The sequence below is a fragment of the Paraburkholderia sp. SEWSISQ10-3 4 genome, from assembly GCF_030464785.1.
GTDB lineage: Bacteria > Pseudomonadota > Gammaproteobacteria > Burkholderiales > Burkholderiaceae > Paraburkholderia > Paraburkholderia aspalathi.
On record NZ_JALPRI010000005.1, the window covers coordinates 98,794 to 124,283 of the forward strand.

The window sequence follows — 25,490 nt, forward strand, 5'->3', positions numbered from 1 at the left end:
CGTCGACCTGCTGTCTCGTGTGAGACCTGGCCTCCGAAATCCTTTGGGCGCCTGCCCCGGGTCACTTTGGAGATCACTTATGCACAGCCCCGCGATCGAACATAGCGCAGCCTTCGGCCAACGCACTTTCGACATCTTCACCAACCTGCAGCTCGATGGGCTGGCATGTCTGCAAAAGCTCGGCGAACTCAATCTCGCGGCACTGAAGGCATCCGTCACCGAAAGCAAGAGCGCATTGTCGGCCGGCCAGTTCAACGCCGCGCCGTTCGCCGGCGTGTCCGATTTGCAGCAGCAACTCGTGCAACGCACCTTGTCGTACGCGCAGCACGTCAAGGAAATTGACGCGCAGTTCACCGCGGCGTTGACCAAGGCAGGCGAATCACTGCGCGAAGAGTTCGGCGCAAATGTGGCGCAACTCGGTTCGGGCTTCGGCCAAACCACGCCGTTCAGCTCGGATAGCGCATTCGGGGCAATGCAATCCGTGATGGCCTCGATGATTCATTCGAGCAATGTGGTGCAGGACAGCATCAAGCGCGCATCCGGTATGGCCGGCACAGCGCTCACCACCGCAGACGACGCAGCAAAATAAGTCTCGTGTCGTAACGCGAGCAGACGAAAGGGGCCATTCGGCCCCTTTCTCTTTTCCGGTTAGCTTTGGCGACACGCGTCTTGCGCGAAGCACGACGCGCTGCGGCGACTGAAGGACCGCGACCGACTTCAAGTTGGCAACGGGATGCCGACATCAACCACCGATCGTCAACCCGTGCCCAACGGCTTCAGCAAGTTGCGCAACGCCGCGATGGTAATGGGTCGCGAGAACCAGAATCCCTGCGCCTCGTCGCAACCGAGCGCTTCCAGTTGCGCGGCCTGTTCGGCTGTCTCCACACCTTCAGCCGTCACCCGCAATTTCAACGCATGAGCCATGGCGATAATGGCGCCAACGAGCGCCGCGCACTGCGGATCGGTACTCATGCGCATCACAAACGAGCGATCGATTTTCAGACGATTCAGCGGAAAGCGCGTGAGATAAGCAAGGCTTGAATAGCCGGTGCCGAAGTCATCCACCGCGACTTCAACGCCCAATTCGCGCAACGCATGCAGTGTCTGCAATGCCAGCTCGGTGTCGCCCAGCAGCACGCCCTCGGTGATTTCCACTTCAAGGTACGAAGGGTCGAGCGCGGCATCTTCGAGCGCCTCGCGGATCGTCTCGAACAGATTGTGCCGCTGGAACTGCTGCGGGGACACGTTCACCGCGACCCGCGGCAAGGTGCCGGTGAGCCGCAACAATTTGCCGGCGTCGCGGCACGCGGTACGGATCACCCACTCGCCGATCTGCTCGATCAGGCCCGACTCTTCAGCAACCGGTACGAACTCGACCGGACTGATCAGCCCACGCTGCGGATGATTCCAGCGCAGCAGCGTCTCCACCTGCGCGATGCGGCCATTGGAAAGCGTCACCTGCGGCTGATACACGAGGTGCAATTGCTGACGCTCGAGCGCTTCGCGCAGCATCGTCTCCAGTTCGAAGCGACGCGCCGCCTGGCCTTCGAGCGCGGTGGAAAAGCGCCGCACCGCATTGCCGTTCACCGCCGAAGCCGCCGACAACGCCACGCCCGCGCGACGCATCAGCGTCGGGGCATCGGCGCCGTCCGCAGGATAGGCGACGACGCCGATACTCGCCGTGATGTTCAGCGCGGTGCCCGCGTAGTCGATCGATTCGGCAATGCGGCCCAGCGCCTCAGCGGCGAAAGCATCGGCCGCCGCGCCGGTTTCGTTGATCAGCAGCGCGAATTGCGTGCCGCCGATCGAGGCGATCGTACCGTCGTTGGGAAAGAGACCGCGCAGCCGTTCGCCGACGATCTGCAACACCAGTTCAGCCGCATGCAAACCGAGCGCATCGCGCAGTTTGCGCAAATGATCGAGTTCGGCAATCAACACGGTAAAGCCATCGCCGTTGCGCTGGCAGCGCGCGATCGTCAACTCGAGGCGTTCGGTGAAAAGCGTCTGATTGGGCAGGCGGGTCACGCCGTCGTGATGCGAGACGTACCACAGGCGCGCCTCGGACTGCGCGTAGCGCGTCATGTCGATGGCAATGCCGACATAACGGGCCGGGCCCGTGTCTACACCACCGGGATGTGCGGGCTCGGCGACGAGCGGCGCCAGCGCGAACACCACGCGAATCGGGGTGCCGTTGCGCCGCACATAGGACCATTCGTCTTCATAGCGTGAGCCTAGCGCCGACAGCGGCGGCAATTCGGCGCGCCGCCTCGCGAGTTCGGCCGGGTCGAGCAGGGACTCAAAAGTGCGCCGGCCGATCAATTCTTCGGCGGTAAAACCGGTCAGCTTCTCGAAAGCTGCGTTGACGGAGTCGAACGTGCCGTCGGCTGTGCAGATGAACATGCCGTAAGGCGCCGCCGCAAGCGCGGCGTCGCGTGTGCGCGTCTCGGCGTAGGGGTGAACTTGCATCGCGCCGGCCTTTGAATTTCCTGGATATTAAAAGCGAATGAGGAAAGCGGATGAGCGTCTCTCCTGACGCGCACCGCGCAACCGGCAAACCCGGCGGTTTCGGTCCGATCCGCCGGGTAACGTTCGTATGATAGCGGCTTTCCTGGCCGGGTCCACCGCACCAGCCGCACGTTCTTCGCGGCAATCGTTTCCCTTGGTGTATTCCCCGATTCGGGCAGCGGCACGCCCGTCATCGCGTGCATCATAAAGCGCTGGCTATTACCGGGATACTCCGCGCCCTATGACTCAACGTGCGCCGGCCTTCGACGCCTTCGCACAGGGCTTCGCCGGATTGACGATCGTTATATCCGTAGATATATTTCGCTCGCGATCCTTAGATAAAAACCGCTGCCCCACTGCATGGATCCGCACGAAACAGGGTCCCGTTTTTCATGTCCAAGGAAGTCATCGATTCGCACCTTCTCAAGGTGCTGCACACGCTACTGACCGAATCGAGCGTCTCGCGCGCCGCAACGCTGCTCGGACAATCGCAGCCGACCGTCAGCGTGGCGCTGCGCAAACTGCGCGACATGACCGGCGATCCGCTGCTGGTGCGCAGCGGCAGCCGGATGGTTCTCACCGCGCACGCACTCACGCTGATCGAACCCACGGCGCAGGCGCTAAACAGTATCGCGGCCATTCTGCATCCCACCTCGTCGTTCAATCCGGCCACCACCAGCCAGACCTTTCGGATCGGTTCGCCCGATTATCTCGATGCATTCTTCGTCCCCGCCGTGGTCGATGCGTTTCATCGCGAAGCGCCGGGTGCAAAGCTCGAGTTCCGGCATCTGATGATGGTGGACGGCGGCTATGAACACGGCCTGGAAAGCGGCTTTCTCGATCTGGTGATCGGCAACTGGCGCACGCCACCTGAGCATCTGCATTTGCAGCCGCTGTGCAAGGACGAACTGGTGTGCCTGATGCGCAACGGTCATCCCATCAAACCGGGACGGCTTAGCAAGCCTGTCTACGAAGAGGCCGAACATCTGGCGGTGATGACGTACAACACGACGTCGTGGGGCACGGTCGACGTCGAACTCGCGCGCAATGGTCTGTCGCGCACCGTCACTACGACGCTACCCTACTTCGGCATGGCGCCCTACGTTTTAGCGCGATCCAATCTGCTGTTCACTACCACGCGTGCGCTCGCCACGCACTACATCAGGATGCTGCCGCTGCGGATCGAGCCGATTCCCGGCGAACCACAGGCGCTCACCTACTATCAACTCTGGCATGACCGCACGCATCGCAGCGTCGCCGCGATCTGGTTACGCAGGCTGATCGCCAACGTCGCGAAAGATCTGGCTTCCTAAGCATTCGCCAAGGGCGCGCACCTCTTTCGAGCAGACAAAAAAACGCCGCAAGCAGAGCTTGCGGCGCGAATGCGATCATCGGATGTGTTGCAGGTGACAGGCCCTTAAAACACCGAGCGATCACAAAGTGAGGTCGGTCAGACGGAACGTTGTTATGGGTCAGCTAGTCGCTAATGGCCCCTCTGTCATGGCCTTGATCAGGGCGGCCTTGCCCTCGATCGCCGCGCCGAGCAAGGCGAAGCCCAACGGACGCTCGCTGGTGGCATGCCGGCACACGGCGCGCGCCGCGTGTTTCACGGCGTCGCCGGTGGTTTCGATCGACCACGCGCCCTCGCCCTCGGGCGTCACGACGACGGCGGGACTCGCGGGCGTCTTCACGGTAATCGGCATCACCGGAAAAGCGACGCGGGTCGGCTGCCCGGCCAGGGTGCGCGCGAGCGCTCGCGCGGCGTGCATGATCGGCAGGATATACGGCTGCACCTTGCCGTCGATCGCGGCACAGTCGCCGAGTGCGTAGATATCCGGTGCGCTGGTGCGGCACCACGCATCGGTTCGAATGCCCTGATCGATCTCGAGACCCGCAGCAGCCGCCAACGCCGTACGCGGCACAAGGCCGACTGCCGACACGACCAGATCCGCAACGATCGGCTCACCGTCGGCGAACGTCAGCCGATAACCGTCCGACAAGCGATTGATACGATCCACACTGCGGCCAGGATGAAAACGGATGCCGCCATCGTCAAGCGCGCGGGCGAAAATCTCACCCACATCTTGCGGAAGCAAGCGAGCCAGCGGCGTGGAAGCCGGATCGATCAGGTTGACCGCATAACCGGCGGCGGCCAGATCGTTGGCAAACTCGCAGCCGATCAGACCCGCGCCCAGAATCGCCACCGAGCGGCAACGCGTGAGCGCCAATCTGAAGCGCGCGTAATCGCCAAGGTCGTTGATCGACATCACGTCGGCCGCGCCATCACCCGCCACCTTCAGGCGCCGAGGGTCCGCGCCCATGGCCAGCACCAGCTTGCTGTAGCCGAGCAACGCGTTGTCGACCACCAGCGTGTGCTCGGCCGGCAAAATGCGCTCCACACGCTGATTGACACGAATCCACGCGCCCAGTTGCGCCGCCATCGCCATGGCGTCGCAACTCGCCAACGCCTGCGGCTCTTTCTTCATCGCCAGTGCATTCGACAACATCGGCTTCGAATAGAAGCTGCCGTCGTCGCGGCTGATCATCACGATCGGCACGGTGCTATCGAGCTTGCGCAATTCGCGCGCAACCGTATAGCCCGCCATGCCCGTACCGACGATCACCACCGGCTGTCCTTTGTCTTCATGCTGAGCGGCCGTCATGCGATCACCTGCATTTCAAAGTCGTGTTTGCCGGTCGCGCAGTCGGGGCACAACCAGTCGTCCGGTACATCTTCCCAACGCGTGCCCGGCGCAATGCCCGCTTCCGGCAGACCCAGTGCTTCGTCATAGCGAAAGCCGCAGATCACGCATTCCCATACTTTCATGACTTCTCTCCCGAATCACCAATCACCCATCACGAGCCCGCACCGCGAACTAGCGCACATAGGCCTGGCCGAGGCCGATCTCGGCCAGCGCCCGACGGTAGGCACCCGACGAACGGTCGGCGAGAATCGGCGCTTCCGCCGCACGATCGATCGGCAGATCTTCCGGGCGCTGCTGTTCGACGATCGCACGGTCTTCTTCGAACACCTGACGGTTGAACGCGTAGACGTCCTCGAGCGGTAAATCCTTATCGAAGTTGCGAACGATCGGCACGAACAGACGGGTCTTGCGCGCCGACACCGGGCTCGCGGCATTCAGGATCGACAGGCGGCCGTTGTCGGGAAAGTGCACGGTCAGGCGCGCAAAGAACGGCACGTCCACGTCGAAGAAGCGATGCCACAGATAGCCCTCAGGTGCGCGATGCTGCATCGACTTCGGGAAGTTGCTGACCGTGCTTACGTACTCCGCGTGCATGCCGCGTTCGCGCCGCTCGACCGAATACTGCGGTACCACCGGGTTATGCCGGTCTGCGAAACTGTCGTGGTGGATCCACGCGAAATGCGCGACGTCGATGAAGCCTTCGGTCTGACGTCCCGCCGAAGCGTTGATATCGATAGAGGGCGGCAGGATCTGCTGGAAGTCGGGATCGTCCCAGTTGGGAAACGCGGGCAACGCTTCGGTGCCTCCACCCAGCGAGACCCACACGAGGCCGTACGCTTCCTGCGTCGCATACGTGACAAGATGCAGGCGCTCGGGAATCGGGCCGTCCGTTTGCGACGGAATGTGCTTGCACTTGCCGTCGTTGCCGTACGCGAGGCCGTGATACGGGCACACGATATTGCCGTTATCGACCCACCCCTGGCTGAGCGGCGCGCCGCGATGCGGACAGATATCGCGCGCGCTTACCAACTGGCCGTTCGAGCGGAATACGACCAGAGGCTCGTCGAGCAGCGTCACACTGATGGGTTTGTCAGTCACCTCGGCAGCGAACACCACCGGATGCCAGTAGCGGCTGAGAATCTCCCAGTCGTGGCTATCGAAGGTGCAATTGCGGGGTAAAGCGGGGGAACGTTGGAATGTCAGCGGCCTGGTGGTGGCGGCGGTGGCAGTAGCGGTGGCGGAACTCATGCATGTCTCCAAAACCTGGTGGGGGTTCGTCGCGCTCATGTGTTTTCCTGAGCGCGTGGAGAGAACGATAGCGGGATGAGGTCCGCCGACCCATCCCCTGAAATGCATCTAGTCTATGTATGAAAATGCATAGGGTGCCACCGCGCCACTGGATCAGCGCCGCCTGAAACGCCTATGCTGCGCGCGGCAGCGCGGCTTCGATAAACACTGCGCACAGTGCTTCCATGCCCTTCGCGTCTTCTTCATCGAAGCGCGCGACGACCGGGCTGTCGACATCCCACACGCCAATCAGCGTGCCATCCGCCGCCACCAGCGGCACGACGATTTCCGATTGCGACGCCGAATCGCAGGCGATATGACCGGGGAATTCATGCACGTCGCGCACCACTTGCGTCTGACGGGTTTGCGCCGCCGTGCCGCACACGCCCTTGCCGAGCGCGATGCGCACGCAAGCGGGCTTGCCCTGGAAAGGTCCGACCACCAGTTCGCGGCCGTCGTGGAAGTAGAAGCCGGCCCAGTTCAGATCGCTCAGGGAATGGAACACGAACGCGGAGAAATTCGCGGCGTTGGCGATCCAGTCGGTTTCGCCGGCGAGCAGCGCGCGCGCCTGGGCGACCAGTTCTTCGTATTGCGCGGCTTTGGGGAGATGCGAGGCGGAGGAGACTTCGAACATGACGGCGTCCGTAATGAAAGCGGAAAGAGGAAGAGCGAGGCGTGCAGTGTAAATCAAGCCGCCGTTTCCTTCACGGCACGCCGCGCTGCGCATGCTGCCCTCTTTCCGTTCGATCCACGAGCGCCCTGATAAAGCGTTGTCCAGACGTCAAGCCTGCAAACAACGCCATGCATCGATCGTCATTCGACGCCGATGATCACGCTCGATGCCTTGAAGATCGCCGTCGCCGCCTTACCGCTCGCGAGGCCGAGGCGGTCGACGCTTTCATTGGTGATGATCGCGGCGATCTGCGCGCCGCCCGCGCTGATGGTCACTTCCGAATTCACCGCGCCCTTGGTCACTGCCGACACCGTACCGGCGATGCAATTGCGCGCCGACACCTGGCTCTTCGCGACGTCGACCATCACGATCACCGACGACGCCTTGACCAGCGCAAAAGCTTTCTTGCCGGCAGCGAGGCCGAGCGACGTCGCACTGCCGTGCGTAATGATTGCGACGATCTCGAGACCGTCCGGGGTGCGCAACGTGACTTCGTCGTTCACGGCACCGTGTTTGACTTCGGCGACTTCGCCGGCGAATTGATTGCGTGCGCTGGTTTGCATGTTGTTCTCCTGGTTGTGGAGCCTCGTGAAAGACGCTTCGAGGCAATGTGTCGAGTGTAAGGAAACGCTCGGCATGTGTGGTCGCTCGCACGTGAAGTGCGGTATGGCACAGCCGCTATTGACGATTCGAACCCCAATGAAACCACATAAGCGTTGTGTAAATACACTCATAGCGCCGCGGCCACCGCGCGACACCGTATCATCGGGCCCTTGGACCATCACCGTCGAACTCCATGCCTGTCGCTGTTCTGCCCCGCTTTGCCGCACGCCTCGCCGCCCGCTTGCCGCACGCCCGCCGTGCCGCCACGCTATGCGCCGCGCTCGCAGCCGCCGCTACCTTCGCCGCCTGCAGCAATCCAGCGCCGACCCGAGATGCCCATACCAGCGTCGACACCGTCGCACTGTTCCCGATCGCCAACTACGACCAGAACGTCGACCACTGGCTCGAACCGGATAACCCCGGCTACGACCAGCCGTTCCTGAGTCCCGCGGATCAGCAGGCACACTTCAGCGCCCTCTACGCGCGCTATTTCGGCACCGGCACGAGCGCGCCGTCGCCATGGAATTCCGCTTACGTGGCGATGCGCGTCTATCGCCAGCAAGGCGCGGACATTGTCGCGCTGCAGCAGCGCCGCATCGACAAGTTCGACAACACCGGCAAGAGCGGTGCGGCGCTCGGCTACGGCGAGAATTTCCGTCCGCACGATAAGGCATGGATCGACGCCATTGCGCAAAACATGGACGTCGGCCAGTTCACGCAGAAGGCCGTCTACCAGCCCGAGCGCCGCGCGATCGCCACCGGCAACCTGATGGTGCGCGAACTGCCAACCACGGACCCGTCGTTCTACGATCACCACCTCGCCGGCGAAGGCTATCCGTTCGACAACCTGCAGATCTCCGCCGTCCGCCCTGGCACGCCGCTGTATGTGCTGGGCAGCAGCGTCGACGGCGCGTGGCGCTACGTGCAGACGCCCGACATGCAAGGCTGGGTGCGCACAGAAGGCGTCGGCCTGACTGACGACGCCTTCGTCGACACGTGGCGCGCCGCCACCGCGAAGTCTCTGGGCGCCGTGATAGTCGCCTCAGCGCCGGTGCGCGACAGCCGCGGTGTGTTCCGTTTCGACGCGCCCGCCGGTACGCTGCTGCCGCTCGCCCCGGACAACGCCATGCGGCTGGCACCTCAGGCAAATAAACCCGCGAGCGAAGCTGCCAGCGCCACCGCCGCACGCAAACTCCTCGTCCCGGCCCGCGATGTGGACGGCCACGCGATCATCCGCACCGCCCAACTGAGCGATGCCCAGATCGCTCCGACGCCACTCGCCGCCACCCCGCGGCATCTGGCAATGCTGATGAAAACGCTGATCGGCCGGCCGTACGGCTGGGGCAATAGCGGCCTCTACAACGACTGTTCGTCGGAACTGCAAAGCATCTTCGCGGCGTTCGGCGTGTGGCTGCCGCGCCATTCGTCGACGCAGATGAGCGCCGGACGCATGATCGATCTATCCGCGTCGACGCCGGCGCAACGGCTCGACTACCTCGCCCAGCATGGTGAACCGCTACGCACGCTGATTTACATTGGAGGGCATGTGATGCTGTACATCGGCAACACGACCCGCAACGGCATGGCCGTGCCGGTGGTCTACCAGGACGTGTGGGGCTTGCGTCCGGCCGACAATAGCCGGCGCGCGGTGATCGGCGGCTCGGTGATCCTGCCGCTGTTCGAGCACATCCCGGAAGACGCGACCTTGCAATCGCTCGCGGCCACGCCGACGTTCCAGATCAGCATTCTCGGCGCGCCGGGCGGCGGCGCGGCGACGCCGGCGACCCCTTCCTCACCCGCCGCACCGCCGGACGACGACAATCCGGCCGGCTGACTCATCGCACCACACCGCACGGGCGTGCTCAAAAAATATTTTTCCCGGAGTGTCGATTCGACGGTGATCCACTCGTCGTAACGTTGAAGGCCTGGCTCGCGCAGCCGGTCTTTCAACTCACGAACCTGTTAATTCAAGGAGTCGCCGTCATGTCCAGCCCTGCTGTCAAACCGATCCCGGACGGGATGCACTCGCTTACCCCGTATCTGATTTGCGCCAACGCCGCGGAAGCCATCGCGTTCTACATCAAGGCTTTCAACGCCGTCGAGCAACACCGTCTGCCCGGTCCCGGCGGCAAAGTGATGCACGCCAGCCTGAAGATCGGCGACTCCATGCTGATGCTGACCGACGAATGGCCCGACCACAACGCGCTGGGCCCGAACGCGCTGAAAGGCACGCCGGTCACGATTCACTACTACGTCGAGGATGTCGACGCCAGTTTCAAGCAGGCCGTCGAGGCCGGCGCGACCGTCGTCATGCCGCCTGCCGACATGTTCTGGGGCGACCGCTACGGTCAGTTGAAGGACCCGTTCGGCCACAGCTGGTCGCTCGCCACGCACAAGCGCGACCTGACGCCGGAACAGATTCAGGAAGGCATGCAGGGGATGCAAGGCGCGGAGTGCGGCAAGCAATAAGTTGGGGCCCTTCGATCTTTGATAGGATCGGTCTCGACCCATAAACGGCGGGACATGAACGGTGCGTGTCAACCATCAGGCTTTCTTCTGCTCGCTGTTTGTCGCGCGTCTCGCCGATCAGGTCCTGCTGTTCCTCGTTCCACTCGTCGTGTTTCAGACGACGCACCAGGTCTCGTGGTCGGGGCTCGCGTTTTTTATCGAAACCCTGCCGCGCTACCTGGTCTTTCCTTTCTTCGGCGCCTTGTGCGACCGCATCTCGCCGCTCAAGCTGATGCGCGTGAGCCAGACCGTACGGGCACTGGTGTGTTTCGGTGGCGTGCTGGCGTATGTGCTGTTTGGCGGCATCGGCTGGTTGATCGCGCTGTCGGCCTTGTGCGGTGTACTCACGAGCCAAGGATTGGTCGCACGCGAAGTGATGCTGCCGCAAATCTTCAGCACACAGCAATTCCAGCGTGTCCTCGCCTACTCGCAGTTGGCCGACCAGTTGGGTTTCGTACTCGGCCCGATGCTGGCCGCACTGCTGCTCGGCTTGTGGCGCTGGGAATGGGTGGTCGGTGCAACCGGCGTGCTGTTTCTGTTTGCCGATGGGGCGCTGCTGCTGTGGCAACGCACCAGCGGTTTCCGCGCCGGCGATCCACCTCGCGCTGCACCCGGTCACTGGACGATGCCCCTGCGCACCGCGTTGCGCCATGTGCTGATGCTGCCCGGTCTGAAAAAAGTCGTGCTGCTCGCCGCCGCCGAAAACCTGGTGATCGGCGTGACGCTCGCGACATCCGCCGCGATGGTGACCGGCTTTCACGCACAATCGAACCGTTACTATGCTGGCCTGCAAACCGCGGGCGCCGTGGCGACGGTGTTGATTCTCCTGACGATCGCACGCAACGCCTGGCCTGCGCAGACACTCGGCCGGGTCGCCTTCATTTCAATCTGTGCCGGCGGCGTGATCGCCGGCGCGAGCGCCGCGCCCTGGGGTTATGCGCTCGGCTTCCTGCTGATTGTCGGCTTCGACAAGATGTTCAACGTCTACATCCGCAGCGCACGGCAGAAAATCATTCCGCCCGAGGACTACGGCAAGACAACCGGCGTGGTGATCCTGTTGAACAACATGACGCAACCACTCGCGGGCTTGCTGGTCGGTGTGTTTTCCGCACGGGCACAAACCGGCCTGCTGATCGTGGCGCTTTCGGTCGCGATGGGCTGCATCGGCGTGACGGTGTCGATCGGCTCGGCGCTGTTGCGGCGCAAGCGCGTGCTCGCGCTTGGCGAATGACGCCGCGCACGCGCTGACTGAAAGCAATAATTAACATTGCGTGACATTTACACCAGCCGGAGATTTAATCGCGCGAATTTCAAATAAGTCAATTGGCATTAAATAGGCCACTCAACGCACACAATCATGCAAATTCCGCACATCAAAAAATATTCGCATTTATTAGAAAAAACTACCTGAATTAGGTATTTTCCCGAACCTGCACATAGAAATAATTTCCTAATTCCTCAATTTCCCTGCTTCGCCCACACTGCCCACGCCAGATATTTCGAATAAATTTCCCAACACAACAATTTGTATTATGAAGAAAGTCTGGTGTAGACTTAATTTCATCAATTGCGATGGTCATTGCATAACACAATTACGCTCCACTGAAATATCCGGCAAATAGACCGACAATCTAGCCAGTGAAATTTCAAACTGCCCGCGCAATTGGAAAATCCGCGTCCTGTCGGTTTGCGAGGTCTCGTAATGAAACAAAAACTGCTGTCGTCCAGCCTCATCGTCGCTTTGATGTTCGGTTTGCCTCTACAGCTCGCGCGCGCCGCCACCTATTCGAACGGCACCGCCGTCACCACCTTCACCGTCACGCTCACGTTGAACGCCAACTGCTCGATCAGCGCCAACCCGCTGAACTTCGGCAGCAACGGTGTGCTCGGCACCGCGATCAACCAGCAGACCACGGTCGCCGTGACCTGCACCAACACCACGCCGTACAACGTCGGGCTCGACGCCGGTACGGTCACCGGCTCCACCGTAACGAGCCGTTTGATGGCCGGCACGGCCACCGGCAATACCGCCACCACCGTCGGGTTCCAGCTGTATCAGGATGCGGGCCATACGACCCTGTGGGGCAACACGCAAGGCACCAACACAGCCAGCGGCACCGGCACTGGCTCGGCGCAATCGATTGTCGTGTACGGCCAGGTGCCGGCGCAGACTACCCCGAAACCTGACACCTATCAGACCACCATCACTGCCACGGTCTACTTTTGATACGGTCAGTAAGGACGCGGTCTGCACCGACGCGATTCGCAAGGACGTGGTCTGCAAACACGCGTGGCGCGGGCGCCATAAACGGACCTCTTCGCCTGCTGACGGCGAGCGCATTCGCATGGTGTCTGACGGCCCCACCCACGCAGGCCGCGACGCTGCAAATTTCGCCGGTGATGGTCGACATGTCGGCGGATGCCAACGCGACCGGCATCACGTTGAAGAACCCCGGCGAGAAGCCGCTGTTCGGCCAGGTTCGCGTGTTCCGCTGGGATCAGGCAAGCGGCGAAGACACGCTCACGCCCACTCAGGATCTGGTCGCAAGCCCACCGCTGATCCAGATCGGCGCGCATGCCGATCAGTTGGTGAGGCTGGTGCGCACGACTGCGAAGCCATCGAATGCTGAACAGGGCTACCGCGTGCTGATCGACGAGTTGCCCGAGCCTGATGCCGCGCCCACCAGCGGCGTGACGATCCGTCTGCGCTACTCGGTGCCGGTGTTCGTCGAGCCGTCCGTCGACATCGGTCAGCCGAAGCTGTCGTGGCATCTGTCACGCGGCGCGCAAGGCTGGCTGCTGCGCGTCGACAACGCGGGCAAAAAGCGCGCGCAGATCGCCGCCGTGCAATTGATCGACAACGCAGGAAACGCCTACGTGATCAACAAAGGATTGCTTGGCTACGCGCTGGCCGGCCGCGAACGCCACTGGCCGGTCACGCTGCCGGACAACGCCGGCCAGAACGGTCCGCTGAAGGTACGTGCCGCGGTCAATTCGCTGCCGGCTGAAGCGACGGTGAATGTCGAGTGAACACACGAGGGTTCAAGGGCCGACACACGTGCTGACGAAAGGCACGCAAGGCCGATCAAGATCGCGCCGGGGTCGCCAGGAACACACATGATGCACCGCCACGCAATCAATGAGAATGACACGACGGCGAATACGCCATGGATGGAGACTGCATGCCGTCACGCTCGCGGCAACGCTGAACTTGCTGAGCGTGAATCGGGCGGGCGCGCAAGCGATGGCGCCGCCAGCCCCCGGTCAGGCCTCTGCCGAACGCATCGCGGCGAAGACCGCGCCGGACGTCGCGGCAGGCCGTGATCTGTATCTTGAAGTCATGCTCAACGGCCAGCGCACCTCGTTGATCGCGCACTTTCGCGACGTCGGCGGCCGGCTCAGCGCCACGGGGAAAGACCTGAGCGAAATCGGCATTGCCACCGACAAGCTCGGCGCCGCCGACACCGCTTCGATCGAACTCGACCAGATCCCGGGCCTGCGCTACAAATACGACGCGTCGCTCCAGACCATCGATCTGCAGGTGCCCGACGCGATCCGCAAGCCGTACACCTTCGATACGCGCGAGTTAGCGCAAACGCCGAACGCCGCCGCATCGCGCGGCTTTCTGATCAACTACGACGCGTTCGCGCAAACGGACACCAATGCGCAGTTCGCCCTGTGGAGCGAGGAGCGCTACTTCGACCCGTCCGGTGTACTGAGCAATACCGGTATCGCGTATCTATACCGCGATCTGCATCGCTACGTGCGCTACGACACCGCGTGGAGCACCTCGAATCCGGCCACGCTCAGCACCACGCAGTTCGGCGACACCATTTCGTCCTCGCTCGACTGGAGCCGTTCGATCCGCATCGGCGGCTTCCAGTGGCGCAGCAACTTCGCGCTGCGTCCCGACCTCGTGACGTTTCCGGTGCCGGCGCTCTCGGGCACGGCCGTCGTGCCGTCTGCGGTGGATCTGTACATCAACAACGTGCGGCAATTCAGCGGCAATGTGCCAAGCGGGCCGTTCATCGTCAACAACGTGCCGGGCATCACCGGCGCGGGCGTGGCAACGGTCATTACGCACGACGCGCTCGGCCGCACCATTTCGACTTCGCTGCCGCTCTACGTCGATACGCGCATGCTGGCAGCGGGCCTGTCGAGCTATTCGTTCGAGGCGGGATTTCTGCGCCGCGCGTACGGCATCGATTCGTTTTCCTACGATCCGCGCCCGGCGGTCAGCGCCACCGCGCGGCGCGGCATGAGCGACACGCTGACACTCGAAGGACATGCGGAAGCCACCGGTGGCCTCGTCAATGCGGGCGCCGGTGCACTGGTGCGCATGGGTATGGCCGGCGTGATCAACGGCTCGTTGTCCGCGAGCGCCGGCAAGCTGACCGGCACCCAACTCGGTCTCGGCTATCAGCTGATCGAACCGCACTTCTCGATCGATGCGCAGACGCTGCGCGCCTATGGCAACTACGGCGACCTGGCCGCGCGCGACGGCACGCCGGTGCCCACCGCCACCGACCGCGTGACGCTGGCGCTGCCCTTCTTCAGCCGCCAGACCGTGTCAGTCAGCTATATCGGCTACCGTTTTCCGGGCATTCCTGCCTCGCGGATCGGCTCGCTCTCGTACACGCTGAACTTCGGCAATCTGGCCTCGCTCACGCTCAGCACTTACAAGGACTTTCTGCAGCACAACGCGCAAGGCGTATTCCTGACCGCGAGCTTCGGCCTCGGCAACAACACCGCGATCAATGCCAGTGTCGGCCGTCAGAACGGCCAGTCGACCTACAACCTCAATGCGCAGCGCCCACCCGACTATGCCGGCGGCTGGGGTTGGGGCGTGCAGGCGGGCGGCTCGGGCGCGGTGCCGTACCGCCAGGCGCAGGCGCAGTATCTCGGCAACTACGGGGAGGTGACGGCGCTCGCGCAGGACGTCGACCGGCATGCGAATGCCTCGCTCGACGTAAGCGGCGCGATCGTGCTGATGGATCACAGCATCCAGCCGGCGCGGCGTATCGACGACGGCTTTGCGCTGGTCTCCACCGACGGCGTCGCGGGCGTGCCGGTGCTGCACGAAAACCGCGTGATCGGCACGACCGACCGCAACGGCCATCTGCTGATACCGGACCTGAACGCGTACCAGCACAACCAGGTCGCGATCGACAGCATGAACCTGCCCGCCGATGCGCGCATCGCCACGACCTCCATGGATCTTGTGCCGAAGTCCCTCACGGGAGTGCTGGCGAATTTTCCCGTGACGCGCTACAGCGCTGCTTCGGTGATTCTGCGCAGCGCCGACGGCAAGCTGCTACCGCCGGGCACGCGCGTGCATCACGTCGAAAGCGGGGGCGACACGATCGTCGGCTACGACGGCCTGACCTTCATCGAGAATCTGCAGCGCGACAATCATCTCGAGATCGACACCGGCTCCACCCATTGCAGCGTCGAGTTCGCCTACCAGCGTCCGGCCGACGGCTCGCTGCCGACGCTCGGACCGTTGACCTGCGGCAGCACAGCCGCTGCCGGCACGGCGGCAACGCGATGAGACGGCTCGTCCTGCTCCTCGCCCTATGCGCGCTGCTCGGCGTGTTGCCGCAGCGTGCGAGTGCGCAAACCTGTACAGCGAGCCCGTCGGCGTTGAGCTTCGGCAACGTCAGCCCGATCGGCTTGAGCGCCGTGGCTGCGACCGGCACAGTCAGCATTTCGTGCACGTGGCCTGCGATTACGCTGACGCCGAGCGTGCAGGTGTGTCTGAACATGGGCGGCACGACCCCGCGTGCGCTGACGATCGGCGCCAACCAGTTGCAATACAACCTGTATCAGGACGCCGCCCTTTCGCTCCCATGGGGCTCGACGACGCTCGGCACCACACCGATTTCGGTGACTCTCAACAAGCCGGTCACCGGCAATACCGCGACGACATCGGTGAACTTCTACGGCCAGATCACCGCCAATCAGCCAACTGTACCCACGACCGGCAACGCCAGCACCACGTACTCGCAGACCTTGAGCCAGACTTCGCTCACCTATGGTTTTTTCTTGCTGCTCGCACCAGGCTGCGCCGCGCTGACAACGAGCGCCGGCAGCTTCGGCTTCACGGCCAGCGCGACGGTGGTGAACAACTGCCTGATCAGCGCGACCAACGTTGCTTTCACATCGACGGGCGTGCTGAGTTCGGCGTTAAACGCGAGCGGTGCGATCACGGCGCGCTGCACGAACGGCGACGCGTATCAGATCGCGCTCAGCAGCGGATTGAGCGGCAGCGTCGCGGCACGCCAGATGCAGCGCACGGGCGGTGGCGGCGCGGTGAACTACCAGCTTTACACGGATGCCGCCCACACGAGCGCATGGGGTGACGGCACCGCGGGCACGACGATGGCAACGGGCACGGGCAGTGGCAATGCGGTGTCGATCACGGTGTACGGCCGCGTGCCGGCGCAGACAACGCCGATGCCCGGCAATTACAGCGACACGATTACCGCGACGATCAGCTTTTGATCTTTGGGCACTGGCTCTGCCGGCCGAGGGATCGCCCGCGTAACGGGCGAAGGACGATTTCTAGAAGTTGATCGTCCAGATCGTTTGCCGGGCGCCGTGGGCGGCGACGAATTGAACCGGCTGCGCCTGATTTCGCGTTGTTTCGTCCGACGCGGCGGGGTCGAATGCGACCTGGGATATCTGGAATGGCGCCCCGTGCAGACAGGAAACCGCCGGTTGATTCGCAACGGTAATGGCCGCGTCCACCGACTGGATGACGCAGGTTTCCTGCACGGTCAGACTGACCGGGATCGAAGCCAGCTCCGTTGGGCATGCTTTTGACGCTGGCACTGCCAGCAGGATTGCCGCTAACGTGGTGGCTGTGTTGCGGGGCATCATATCGGTCCGGAATCGGCTCGCGGCGCGAGTAGAGATTCCGGTTTTTTCGGCATTTCACGCGAAAAACTTTAGGCTTTTTTAGGCCTTTAGCGGCAGAAAAATCTATAGCGCCTCACAGACAACATCGAACTTCATTAACTGCGTCGCCCCAAACGCATTACTGATCGCGACGTCAGCCGCATCTCTTCCCCGAGCCATCAACACCCGCCCCGTGCGCGGCACATTATTCCGCGGATCGAAGGTCTGCCAGCAGCCGCCAACATAGGCTTCGAACCACGCGGCAAAATCCATCGTCGCGTAGGGCGGCGGTGTGCCGACATCGCTGATATAGCCCGTGCAATAGCGCGCGGGGATATTCATCGCCCGACACAGCGCCACGGCCAGATGCGCGAAATCCCGGCACACGCCCTTCCTCTCTTGCCACGCCTGCCACGCGGTCTTGGTCGGCCGCGCGAAGTCGTAGCCAAACACAATATGCTCGTGCACGTAGTTGCAGATTGCATCCACGCGCCCGCGCCCGAGCGGCATCTTGCCGAAGGTCTGCCACGCAAATTCGGATAGCAAATCAGTTTCGCAATATCGGCTGCCCAGCAGAAACACCAAGGTATCGTCAGGCAATGCCTCTACCGGATGCTGCTCGGTCAGCGGCGGCCGCCGCTCAGGCTCGGACGACACCTCGAGCACCGCGCTCGTCGAAAACTCTATCAACCCCTGCGGCGCCACGATCCGGCTGCACAGATTGCCGAAGCCGTCGCGATACTGGCTGATCGGCACCGGCGGATTGACCGCCAGCAAATCCGGACTCAGCACTTCCTTCGCGTGCGAATAGTGCGTGTTCAACATCAGCATCATCGGCGTCGGTTGCACACACTCATAGACCAGCTCGTAGCCAACGCGCAATTTCATCGCGACGCCCTCTTCCAGTTGAAACATTCAGTTGACGCGCCCGGTGAGCAACCTGAGTTGACACTCCCAGCTAACACGTTCGATTTGTACGAGCCCAGTCATCCGGCTCGCTCCTCACTTACCTTCGGTCACGCTCACATCGACCTGCAAACCGCGAAACGAATGCGACGCGCCATGCCATGTACCCCACAACGGCAACGCCTGGTAGTAGTTCCACGCCACCGCCACCCGAATCAGATGGCGATTGCCGACGATGCTATTGGTCGGATCGAAGTCGACCCAGCCGGCGCCCGGCAGATAGATTTGCAGCCACGCATGCGTCGCACCGCCGCCTTGCACCGCGTCATGCTCGGGCACGTCGGGCACGAACAGATAACCGCTCACAAAACGCGCCGCGAGGCCGAGCGAGCGCACCGCGTCCATCATCAGCACGGCGAAATCGCGGCAACTGCCGCTGCGGTTGCGCAAGGTGTCGCCAGGACGGTGCACGCCCTTCTCCGTGCGGCGCACATAGAAAAACGTGCTTTTTATGTCGAGCGTCATCGCGCGCAGCAACGCCATCGTGCCGCCGGTGCCATTTTTGCCGCCCGTGCCGCTCGCACCGCCGCTGCCCGGCACGGGCACGAAGCGCCGTGCCCATTCGTCGACGTCGCGGTCTGGATATTGGCGGCTGCGCGCGTTCACGAGATCGGACGCTTCCTCGTTCGTGTACGCAAACGGCCAGTTCACCGCGTACGGTTCAAGCGCGTAATCAGGCATGGGCGTTTCGAAGTGTTCGAGCGTCGCCTCGCTGTCGAAGCGCAATTCACTCGCCTTGCCCGTGAAACTCGCGACTGCCACGGAGTTGTCGAATACGTCGTGCAGCCAGTGCAGCCGCGACGGCGTGGGCGTAATCACCAACCGGCTCGTGACGAGGCGCAGGTCGTGGCTGGCGCGCGGGCGGAACATCATCCGGTGTTCGCCGAACCGCACGGGTTCCGAGTAACGGTAGACGCTGACATGACGCACCGTGAAACGCTGTGGCTCAGTCATCTGACAGGCCGATGGATGCAACTGGATTCGTCCTGAGCATCACGTTCACGCTGGTAAAACCTGCTGCCGCAGCAGGCGCTGGGCGCCCGGCACGGTTTGATCCTGAAAGAGCCACGAACAAGGTTCAGCGTGGTGAGGTGCTGTCATCGACAAGCTTTCGCTTTGAGCATACACCCGCCATATTGGTTGAAATCACTCATTTGGGCGGAGGTGCCATGCACGCGGAAGTTATCAACAGAATCTGTTCGCAAATCTGTGTATAACTACCCGGCAAAATCGGCAAGCGCTTGATACACATGCAGTTTTTACCGCGACGTCGAAGTTGGGCAGGCCGTGCGGCGTGTCGGTATCACGCGCGCAAGCGCCTCAATCGCGCACGGTACTGGCGGTGTGACCGGCCCCTGCTTCCTGTGCGGCCGGCGCGCTACGCTCTTCCTCGCGCCATTCCTGCCGCGAACGCACCATTCTGCGCACGGCGAGCCGCGCCATCTTCACCCAGCCCGACGGACGCGGGTCGGCGAGCATGCTAAGCGCGCGGGCATAGTCGAGTGTGAGGCCTGGTGTCCACGCCATCGTTGCGGCGCGTTTGCGCAGTTGCGCGGCCACCCACAACTCCGGCGTCGTCATCACCCGCAGAAACGGCCGCCAGCCGCCGAGGTTGCCCCACACGCGCGCCGACGCGCCCTCGATCGCCGCTTCCAGTGCGCGCGATACGCTGCTCGAGCAATTGCGGTGTGTCAGGTTGTAGGTCGTGTCCTGACGATAGGTGTCCCAGAAGCGGCGCAGGCGCGCGGGATCGTAATTGCGTATGCGCACCTGAACCGTGGACGGACACCACGCTTTCGATTCGGTCGGGTAATCGGGCTGAAATACGCCGGGCACATCGTTCTCGCGCGTCGCGCGCAGCAACCGCGCAAAATCGTCGGGCGAACGATCGATTTCGACGCCCGGATACAAGCTGATGTAGATGCCTTCAGGCGATTCGAGCGCGGCGTGCCCGGTCGATATCACGCCGTTACGATCCACCGCCGCGATATAGCGATCGACGATCAACTGCCGCCGCGCCTCGCCCTTGGCCGAGCCGACCGGCGTCCACACGTGCACCGTCAACGCGTCTTCATCGGCGCTGGGCGGGCCGTCCCATTCCACCGCGCTCAATCGGCCGGGAGCAACAGCACTCGCGGCGGAGTTGGCTGCATCCGCGCTTGCATCATCCGACGCCACTGCAGGATTCGACGCAAGACGCCGCACGCGCGTACTCAGCAAAATCATGTTCCAGCCGCCGAATATCAGACCGAGGCCGAGACAGTACGGCACGGTGCCCACATAGTGCGTCGGATAAGGTTGATAGAAGAAAACCGCCAGCGCGATTTCAACGCCGCCGCCGATCATCGCGAGCCGCCAGGTGCGATAACGAACGACCTTCGCCGAGACGATCTGCAGCAGACCGTCGGCGAGAAAGAGCGTGCCGAAGATCATCGACAGAATGAAGTTGCCGTGATGATGGCCGGCGAGAATCAGCGTCGCCGCAAAGCAGAATGCGATGCCCTTCACATAGCGCAGCGTGCGTTGCCCGCCCATGCCGGTCCAGGCGACGGTCAGCGTGGCGAGCCCTTCGAGCAGCAGCAACAACGCAAACGGCGTAATCGGGAAATAGAGCGCGCTATCGAGTGCGTCGATGAACACCACCACGCCGAGCACGAGGCTCACCCAGCCGATCAACTGCAACGAGCGCCAGCGCGTGCGCAGGTAATCGACACCCAGCAGGATCATAACCAGTCGAACCATCGCGAGCTCTCCGTGATCGATGCCTTGATGATCGCAATCTTAACCATATTCACGGCGCTGGCGGGGACGGGTCCGGTGTAGCGGTAGTCTGCGCGTGGTGGCGCATTCACGCAGCGCCGCTTCGCGAATGCATCGCGCATCGACACCACACGATCGCGGCAAGATCCTCAGACGTACTTGTGACGCTCATGCCGATGCGCCTTCGACGGACGTGCGTCGCGCTTGCTCGCACTCGCGGCCGCATGCGGTTCATCATCGTGCGGCGTGACGCGCGGGGTGGCATAGAGACCGTTCGGCAACGCGGTAGAGCTTTGCGGGGTTGCCGCGCTTTGTGGCGCAGTCGATAAATGTGCAGCGGGCAACGGCCCCGTTGCGTCGTCGATCACCTTCTGCAATTCGTCCTGCGCGTACGCGGGCAGCGGCGTGGATGGATACGTCGCGTTGGCAGCCATGGCAGCGGATGTGATGGAGACGGCGCAGGCAAAGCCGAGGGCGATCATCAAGTGGGCGATTTTCATGTCGAGTCCTGGTCAGGATGACGCGACCCGCATGATGGAAAGCGTGGCGCGCGTCAGTGGTTCGGAAGGTTCCTGACGGCTTGCACCGTCAGCACAAGCAGTGTGACGGCCGGGACATGAAGGGTAAATTTTATTAAGCCGGATTCAGATAGCCATAATCTGGCTTAATAAGCGCCGGCGCGCAGCATTCGCGACGCGCCGGCCTGCAGCGGATAAACGCAGCTCAGGCGAATGTCACTCAGGCAAACGTCATTCAGGCGGCCGCGGCTTGCGGCATTTCCATGCCCTGCTCGCCACCCAACGCGTCGAGCAGATCGCACAGCATGCGGTCGAGTTCGGCCGTCATCAGCGTGACGTCGGAATCGAAGCGCTCATCGTCGTTCTGCGCGGTGGGGTCGCTCGCTTCCTTGAGGACGTCGAGCGGCGCGATGCGCTTGACGATCAACGAAGGCGTCAGCACGAACGACACGCGATCGTTCCACGTCATCGCGAGACGCATGCATTGCTTGCCGGCTTCGATATGACGGCGCATATCTTCGGCATCCAAAGTATGTCCGACGTAGCGTACCGTCGCGTTGCCTTCCGTCGGCGAGCGCAATTCGGTGTCCTGGTCGAGCGTGAAGCCCGCGGGACCTTCACCGGAAAGCAGCCATTCGGTCATCGCCGCAACCGGCGATTGCGTGACACGCACGGTGCCGAGCGGCAGTTGATCGATCGACTTCACCAGCAGGCCGCGCACTTCGTCGGCAACCGCCTGCGAGCCCGCGTCGATCACGAGCCAGCCGTTCCTGGTATCGATCCACACGCGCGTATCGCGGCGGATGCTGAAAGCGCGCGGCAGCAGTTCGTCGGTCACCTGCTCCTTGAGTTCGCGCATCTGCTTGCGGCCAGGTTTGAAGCCTTGCTGCTCTTCGAGTTCGAGCGCACGTGCCTTGGTTACTTGCGTGACGACCGAAGCCGGCAGCAGTTTCTTTTCGGCGCGAAACGTCAGCAGCATCTGGCCATGGAGCGAATACACCAGCGAGTCGTTGTCGCGTGGCGACGCCCAGCCATGGCTTTGCATCTCGACGCTGTTGCCGGGCGCAAATGCGTGCGGCGCGAGCCATTTCTCCATTTGTTCAGGGGTGACGGACCACGGAGCGGGAAGACGGTGAAGTTGAAGGTTTTTGAACCACATTGGCGGGGGTCTTGTATGGGCAAAGCGCGTCATTCTATATGACGCGGCGAAGATGGCGCGGTCGGGCGCGTACCCGCACGCTCGGCGCCGATACAGCGCCACTGCAACGAGGATTTTCAAGTAAAACCGGAAAATCTATTAAGCGACAGATCGACTATCAACACGGCTCTAACAGCGCGAACAACGCGACGTGTGCAAACCATAGTGGTTTAGCCTCATCAGTCTTGAGGCGCGCTTTGCGTTCAAATCACCTAGACTTTTTGGGAAGCGCACGACAAAGACGGAGGCGGCCATGGCCGATGAAACCGCACCTTGGCAGATGGTGGAATACGAGGGTTTCGAAATTCACGTGGCGCCCTTTCCGAAAAACCCGCCCGACGAAACGAAGCCGTCGGCCGCGCCGGATAACCGCTGCACGTATGTCGGTTACGTGTGCCACCCGGGCGCCGACCCGGCCATCCCCGGGCACGCGGTGGCGTTCCATCCGGATGGCGAAGAGAGCTTCGCCAGCGTGGAAGATGCGCTCTACGAAGGGGTGCATGTGGGTCGCAGCATTGTCGACGGCACACACCCGGATTTGACGGTGCTGCCGCTGGTGACGGGCGGAGTCTAATGCGCGCGACTTGAACAGCGCGCGCCGCGGCGATATTGCCCGTGCGACAGGATTAATGCCCGTCGGCCTTGTCGTCCGGCTGCTTGGCGAACGGCGTCATGAACGTCAGCTTCGAGGGAAGATCCGGCTCCCAGCCTTCCAGGTCCTCGAACGGATAACGGCCGAGTGCATACAGCACACGCTTCACGCGGCTTTTGAACGGTGCGCGCGGCACGTTGGGTAGTGAGCCGGGCGCGGCGGAAGCTGTCCGCCGAATATACTCGCGATCGAAATCACGCTGCGAGATGCCCCACTTCATCAGGAACTCGCGGCCACCACGGTTACGGCGAATCCGGCCGGTCGATTTGCAGCCGAAGTGATAGATGCGGCTCGCGCCGACCGAGCGAAACACACGGCAGCCGACGAGCCACAGCTTCATCAGGAAGTCGTTGTCGCTGCTCATGCCCGGGCCAAACTCGATGCTGTAACCGCCCACCGCATGCCACAACTGGCGGCTGATCAGCATCGGCTGCAAAGCGACGCCGTCGAGGTCGGTCGCCCTCATTCCGGCGCTGTACGCGAGTAGACCTGCTTCGTCGAAATTCTCGGGGCCCGTGCCGAAGTCGGCCGTGCTCACATTCGCACTGCCGGTCGGCTCGATCAGTGCCGCGGACAGATACGCGCACGAATGGCCAAGCCCGCGCAAGCTCGCTTCGAAGGCGCGGTCCCAGCCCGGCGTGCAAAACATATCGTCATTGAGGAACAGGATCCAGTCGCGCGTGGCGAGTCGCGCCACATCGTTCAATGCGAGACAGACGCCGACGTTACCCGTGCTCCACGTGTGCAGGATGCCTTCCGAGCGGACCCATTCGAGCGTGCCGTCGCTGCCATCGTTCACATGCACGATGATTTCGTGATCGAACGCCGAATGACGGCGGATACTGTCGATACACAGCTTCAGGTACGGCAGGTTGTTCCAGCTTGGGATCAGGATGCTGAACATGAGGTGATGACGATTCTCATTGAATGGGAGTGCGCGGCGCGCTGGCGGCGGCACGGTCCGCCTGCCGGCCGGAGTGGGCGACGCTGACGCCATTCCTGTCCGCATACGCGGAGGCAGCCGCAAGGATCGCGATGACCATGGCGTAGAAAGATACGGTCATCTTCAGATCGAAGGTTTCGACCGTCAGACCGAAAATCCAGAAAGCCACGATAAACGTCAGTCCCATCAGCGCGGCCCGGCTCGCCGGGCCGGCCGGCGCGGCGAGCCGCCGCCAGAACAGCGCGCCCGGCACGACGTAGACGGCCAGCACAGCAAGACCGCCGATGACGCCGTAGTCGGTCATGTAAGCAAGCATCTGGTTATGCGCTTCACCTCTGCCCAACTCCGCAGCGACAGGTGTGAGCAGCCCCGAATTGGCAAATGACTGCATGCTGTTGCGAAAGCCGTCACCGCCGAGACCGAGCAGCGGATGGCTCGCTACGATGCGCGCCGCCGCCTCGTACAGCTGCAGACGGATACCGAGCGACGTGTCCTTGTTGCCATGTGTGTATTGCACCAGATCCGACGAAAGATCCCCGACGCGGTCGCGGGCGGTCGGCGAAAACACGTACACGCCGACCAGAATCGCGACGATCGCAAGCGGCAACAGCACGTTCCACTTGCGTGACTTGCCGCGACTGCGCAAGTAAAGAATCATCGCGGCGACCACCGGGATCGCCACCCACCCGCCACGCGAGCCGGTGATCAGCGACGCGGACAATCCCGCAAAGAGGCCTGCCACCTTGACGACGCGCACAGCCAGCCGGTCCTTGCGCCACCAGTTCAGCGACAGGATGGACAGCACGCCCATCACCAACGCGATATCGCCGAAGTGAATCGGGTTCAGAAAAGTGCTGCTGAGCCGCCCGAAGCCCCAGTCACGTGGCGCGATCAACAGGATGCCGAGCGACATCAAACCGGCGAGCGCAAACGACAGATCGCTCCACGCGAGCAAGTGCGGCAAACAGCGGCGCAACACCAGGAACAGCGGCGCGGCGGCAAAGAAACGGGAAGGCGAATCGAGTGTACTGGCCACCACCGTGCCGTGCGACACGCCGCCGAGCAGCACGGCAAAAAACGGACACGCCATGGCGACGCACAGCGCGATATCGACACGGTCCCACTGGAGCGGCGGCAGGCCGGTCCAGGATTTCGGCGAGGCCAGCAAAGCAAGCGAAATGACTGCGGCCGCGATCGACAATGCACTGCCGGCACCGTGTATCAGCAGGGTGGCCGACGGATATGTGAGCAGGAAGAACGCTGGCAACAGAT

At 62.7% G+C, this 25,490-nt stretch carries 24 protein-coding genes; 10 read left to right on the forward strand and 14 right to left on the reverse strand.

Annotated elements, in window-relative coordinates; genetic code table 11:
- Nucleotides 1-79: 79 nt before the first annotated feature.
- Nucleotides 80-589 carry a phasin family protein gene (locus M0D68_RS13795; protein ID WP_266224548.1) on the forward strand — a complete coding sequence of 170 codons (510 nt, stop codon included), beginning with the start codon at nt 80-82 and terminating at the stop codon, nt 587-589.
- Between the two features lie 167 nt (nt 590-756).
- Here the strand turns inward: M0D68_RS13795 and M0D68_RS13800 are convergent, their stop codons facing one another.
- Nucleotides 757-2,466 carry a bifunctional diguanylate cyclase/phosphodiesterase gene (locus tag M0D68_RS13800; protein ID WP_093639513.1) on the reverse strand — a complete coding sequence of 570 codons (1,710 nt, stop codon included), beginning with the start codon at nt 2,464-2,466 and terminating at the stop codon, nt 757-759.
- Nucleotides 2,467-2,897: 431 nt separating this feature from the next.
- Between M0D68_RS13800 and M0D68_RS13805 the strand changes: the two genes are divergently transcribed.
- Nucleotides 2,898-3,818 (forward strand): LysR family transcriptional regulator, encoded by a 921-nt coding sequence (locus M0D68_RS13805; RefSeq protein ID WP_266224550.1) that lies wholly within the window; start codon nt 2,898-2,900, stop codon nt 3,816-3,818.
- 159 nt (nt 3,819-3,977) lie between these two features.
- Here M0D68_RS13805 and M0D68_RS13810 read toward each other — a convergent pair whose 3' ends face one another.
- From M0D68_RS13810 to M0D68_RS13830, 5 genes are all read right to left on the reverse strand, one after another.
- Complete coding sequence (locus M0D68_RS13810; protein WP_266211100.1) at nt 3,978-5,168, reverse strand: NAD(P)/FAD-dependent oxidoreductase; 1,191 nt, start codon at nt 5,166-5,168, stop codon at nt 3,978-3,980.
- Nucleotides 5,165-5,332 (reverse strand): rubredoxin, encoded by a 168-nt coding sequence (locus M0D68_RS13815; protein WP_093639504.1) that lies wholly within the window; start codon nt 5,330-5,332, stop codon nt 5,165-5,167. Before M0D68_RS13815 ends, M0D68_RS13810 begins: the two co-directional genes overlap by 4 nt.
- 49 nt (nt 5,333-5,381) lie before the next feature.
- Nucleotides 5,382-6,458: an aromatic ring-hydroxylating dioxygenase subunit alpha gene (locus M0D68_RS13820; RefSeq protein ID WP_200651609.1), complete on the reverse strand. Its 1,077-nt coding sequence runs from the start codon at nt 6,456-6,458 to the stop codon at nt 5,382-5,384.
- 172 nt (nt 6,459-6,630) lie between these two features.
- Nucleotides 6,631-7,131: a GAF domain-containing protein gene (locus M0D68_RS13825; RefSeq protein ID WP_200651608.1), complete on the reverse strand. Its 501-nt coding sequence runs from the start codon at nt 7,129-7,131 to the stop codon at nt 6,631-6,633.
- A 179-nt stretch (nt 7,132-7,310) separates the two neighbouring features.
- Nucleotides 7,311-7,733 carry a molybdopterin-binding protein gene (locus M0D68_RS13830; protein WP_093639496.1) on the reverse strand — a complete coding sequence of 141 codons (423 nt, stop codon included), beginning with the start codon at nt 7,731-7,733 and terminating at the stop codon, nt 7,311-7,313.
- Between the two features lie 233 nt (nt 7,734-7,966).
- On the opposite strand from M0D68_RS13830, the gene M0D68_RS13835 reads away from it, so the two are divergent.
- The 7 genes from M0D68_RS13835 to M0D68_RS13865 all read left to right on the forward strand — a co-directional run bounded on the left by M0D68_RS13835 (nt 7,967) and on the right by M0D68_RS13865 (nt 16,785).
- Entirely contained in the window at nt 7,967-9,607 is a 1,641-nt protein-coding gene (locus M0D68_RS13835) for an SH3 domain-containing C40 family peptidase (protein ID WP_266224551.1), read from the forward strand.
- 149 nt (nt 9,608-9,756) lie between these two features.
- Entirely contained in the window at nt 9,757-10,242 is a 486-nt protein-coding gene (locus tag M0D68_RS13840; protein ID WP_093639737.1) for a VOC family protein, read from the forward strand.
- Between the two features lie 61 nt (nt 10,243-10,303).
- Nucleotides 10,304-11,512 carry an MFS transporter gene (locus M0D68_RS13845; protein ID WP_200651606.1) on the forward strand — a complete coding sequence of 403 codons (1,209 nt, stop codon included), beginning with the start codon at nt 10,304-10,306 and terminating at the stop codon, nt 11,510-11,512.
- A 513-nt stretch (nt 11,513-12,025) separates the two neighbouring features.
- Nucleotides 12,026-12,508: a spore coat U domain-containing protein gene (locus M0D68_RS13850; RefSeq protein WP_093639731.1), complete on the forward strand. Its 483-nt coding sequence runs from the start codon at nt 12,026-12,028 to the stop codon at nt 12,506-12,508.
- A 125-nt stretch (nt 12,509-12,633) separates the two neighbouring features.
- Nucleotides 12,634-13,311, forward strand: coding sequence for a fimbria/pilus periplasmic chaperone (locus M0D68_RS13855; RefSeq protein WP_308187590.1), 678 nt, complete (start codon nt 12,634-12,636; stop codon nt 13,309-13,311).
- Nucleotides 13,312-13,426: 115 nt separating this feature from the next.
- Complete coding sequence (locus M0D68_RS13860; protein WP_266224553.1) at nt 13,427-15,832, forward strand: fimbria/pilus outer membrane usher protein; 2,406 nt, start codon at nt 13,427-13,429, stop codon at nt 15,830-15,832.
- Complete coding sequence (locus M0D68_RS13865) at nt 15,829-16,785, forward strand: spore coat U domain-containing protein (RefSeq protein WP_211703261.1); 957 nt, start codon at nt 15,829-15,831, stop codon at nt 16,783-16,785. Before M0D68_RS13860 ends, M0D68_RS13865 begins: the two co-directional genes overlap by 4 nt.
- Before the next feature lie 60 nt (nt 16,786-16,845).
- Here M0D68_RS13865 and M0D68_RS13870 read toward each other — a convergent pair whose 3' ends face one another.
- The 6 genes from M0D68_RS13870 to M0D68_RS13895 form a co-directional block, all read right to left on the reverse strand.
- Nucleotides 16,846-17,163 (reverse strand): hypothetical protein, encoded by a 318-nt coding sequence (locus tag M0D68_RS13870; RefSeq protein WP_200651604.1) that lies wholly within the window; start codon nt 17,161-17,163, stop codon nt 16,846-16,848.
- A 102-nt stretch (nt 17,164-17,265) separates the two neighbouring features.
- Nucleotides 17,266-18,069: a transglutaminase family protein gene (locus M0D68_RS13875; RefSeq protein ID WP_093639725.1), complete on the reverse strand. Its 804-nt coding sequence runs from the start codon at nt 18,067-18,069 to the stop codon at nt 17,266-17,268.
- 114 nt (nt 18,070-18,183) lie between these two features.
- Complete coding sequence (locus M0D68_RS13880) at nt 18,184-19,101, reverse strand: transglutaminase family protein (protein ID WP_200651603.1); 918 nt, start codon at nt 19,099-19,101, stop codon at nt 18,184-18,186.
- A 366-nt stretch (nt 19,102-19,467) separates the two neighbouring features.
- A complete protein-coding gene (locus M0D68_RS13885; protein WP_200651602.1) occupies nt 19,468-20,889 on the reverse strand; it encodes an HdeD family acid-resistance protein in 1,422 nt (473 codons plus the stop codon).
- 167 nt (nt 20,890-21,056) lie between these two features.
- On the reverse strand, nt 21,057-21,407 hold the full coding sequence (locus tag M0D68_RS13890; protein ID WP_093639468.1) for a hypothetical protein: 351 nt from the start codon (nt 21,405-21,407) through the stop codon (nt 21,057-21,059).
- Nucleotides 21,408-21,660: 253 nt separating this feature from the next.
- Complete coding sequence (locus M0D68_RS13895) at nt 21,661-22,584, reverse strand: recombination-associated protein RdgC (protein WP_266224556.1); 924 nt, start codon at nt 22,582-22,584, stop codon at nt 21,661-21,663.
- 292 nt (nt 22,585-22,876) lie between these two features.
- Between M0D68_RS13895 and M0D68_RS13900 the strand changes: the two genes are divergently transcribed.
- A complete protein-coding gene (locus M0D68_RS13900) occupies nt 22,877-23,197 on the forward strand; it encodes a hypothetical protein (RefSeq protein ID WP_200651599.1) in 321 nt (106 codons plus the stop codon).
- Between the two features lie 52 nt (nt 23,198-23,249).
- Here M0D68_RS13900 and M0D68_RS13905 read toward each other — a convergent pair whose 3' ends face one another.
- Entirely contained in the window at nt 23,250-24,179 is a 930-nt protein-coding gene (locus tag M0D68_RS13905) for a glycosyltransferase family 2 protein (RefSeq protein WP_200619782.1), read from the reverse strand.
- A 16-nt stretch (nt 24,180-24,195) separates the two neighbouring features.
- Nucleotides 24,196-25,485, reverse strand: a complete 1,290-nt coding sequence (locus M0D68_RS13910) for an O-antigen ligase (RefSeq protein WP_266224558.1) — start codon at nt 25,483-25,485, stop codon at nt 24,196-24,198.
- Nucleotides 25,486-25,490 lie beyond the last annotated feature (5 nt).

Excerpts from the sequence above, each read along its gene's own strand:
- M0D68_RS13795 (WP_266224548.1), top strand. The coding sequence starts at position 80 with ATGCACAGCCCCGCGATCGAACATAGCGCAGCCTTCGGCCAACGCACT.
- M0D68_RS13800 (WP_093639513.1), bottom strand. The coding sequence starts at position 2,466 with ATGCAAGTTCACCCCTACGCCGAGACGCGCACACGCGACGCCGCGCTT.
- M0D68_RS13805 (WP_266224550.1), top strand. The coding sequence starts at position 2,898 with ATGTCCAAGGAAGTCATCGATTCGCACCTTCTCAAGGTGCTGCACACG.
- M0D68_RS13810 (WP_266211100.1), bottom strand. The coding sequence starts at position 5,168 with ATGACGGCCGCTCAGCATGAAGACAAAGGACAGCCGGTGGTGATCGTC.
- M0D68_RS13815 (WP_093639504.1), bottom strand. The coding sequence starts at position 5,332 with ATGAAAGTATGGGAATGCGTGATCTGCGGCTTTCGCTATGACGAAGCA.
- M0D68_RS13820 (WP_200651609.1), bottom strand. The coding sequence starts at position 6,458 with ATGAGTTCCGCCACCGCTACTGCCACCGCCGCCACCACCAGGCCGCTG.
- M0D68_RS13825 (WP_200651608.1), bottom strand. The coding sequence starts at position 7,131 with ATGTTCGAAGTCTCCTCCGCCTCGCATCTCCCCAAAGCCGCGCAATAC.
- M0D68_RS13830 (WP_093639496.1), bottom strand. The coding sequence starts at position 7,733 with ATGCAAACCAGCGCACGCAATCAATTCGCCGGCGAAGTCGCCGAAGTC.
- M0D68_RS13835 (WP_266224551.1), top strand. The coding sequence starts at position 7,967 with ATGCCTGTCGCTGTTCTGCCCCGCTTTGCCGCACGCCTCGCCGCCCGC.
- M0D68_RS13840 (WP_093639737.1), top strand. The coding sequence starts at position 9,757 with ATGTCCAGCCCTGCTGTCAAACCGATCCCGGACGGGATGCACTCGCTT.
- M0D68_RS13850 (WP_093639731.1), top strand. The coding sequence starts at position 12,026 with ATGTTCGGTTTGCCTCTACAGCTCGCGCGCGCCGCCACCTATTCGAAC.
- M0D68_RS13860 (WP_266224553.1), top strand. The coding sequence starts at position 13,427 with ATGACACGACGGCGAATACGCCATGGATGGAGACTGCATGCCGTCACG.
- M0D68_RS13865 (WP_211703261.1), top strand. The coding sequence starts at position 15,829 with ATGAGACGGCTCGTCCTGCTCCTCGCCCTATGCGCGCTGCTCGGCGTG.
- M0D68_RS13870 (WP_200651604.1), bottom strand. The coding sequence starts at position 17,163 with ATGATGCCCCGCAACACAGCCACCACGTTAGCGGCAATCCTGCTGGCA.
- M0D68_RS13875 (WP_093639725.1), bottom strand. The coding sequence starts at position 18,069 with ATGAAATTGCGCGTTGGCTACGAGCTGGTCTATGAGTGTGTGCAACCG.
- M0D68_RS13880 (WP_200651603.1), bottom strand. The coding sequence starts at position 19,101 with ATGACTGAGCCACAGCGTTTCACGGTGCGTCATGTCAGCGTCTACCGT.
- M0D68_RS13885 (WP_200651602.1), bottom strand. The coding sequence starts at position 20,889 with ATGGTTCGACTGGTTATGATCCTGCTGGGTGTCGATTACCTGCGCACG.
- M0D68_RS13890 (WP_093639468.1), bottom strand. The coding sequence starts at position 21,407 with ATGAAAATCGCCCACTTGATGATCGCCCTCGGCTTTGCCTGCGCCGTC.
- M0D68_RS13895 (WP_266224556.1), bottom strand. The coding sequence starts at position 22,584 with ATGTGGTTCAAAAACCTTCAACTTCACCGTCTTCCCGCTCCGTGGTCC.
- M0D68_RS13900 (WP_200651599.1), top strand. The coding sequence starts at position 22,877 with ATGGCCGATGAAACCGCACCTTGGCAGATGGTGGAATACGAGGGTTTC.
- M0D68_RS13905 (WP_200619782.1), bottom strand. The coding sequence starts at position 24,179 with ATGTTCAGCATCCTGATCCCAAGCTGGAACAACCTGCCGTACCTGAAG.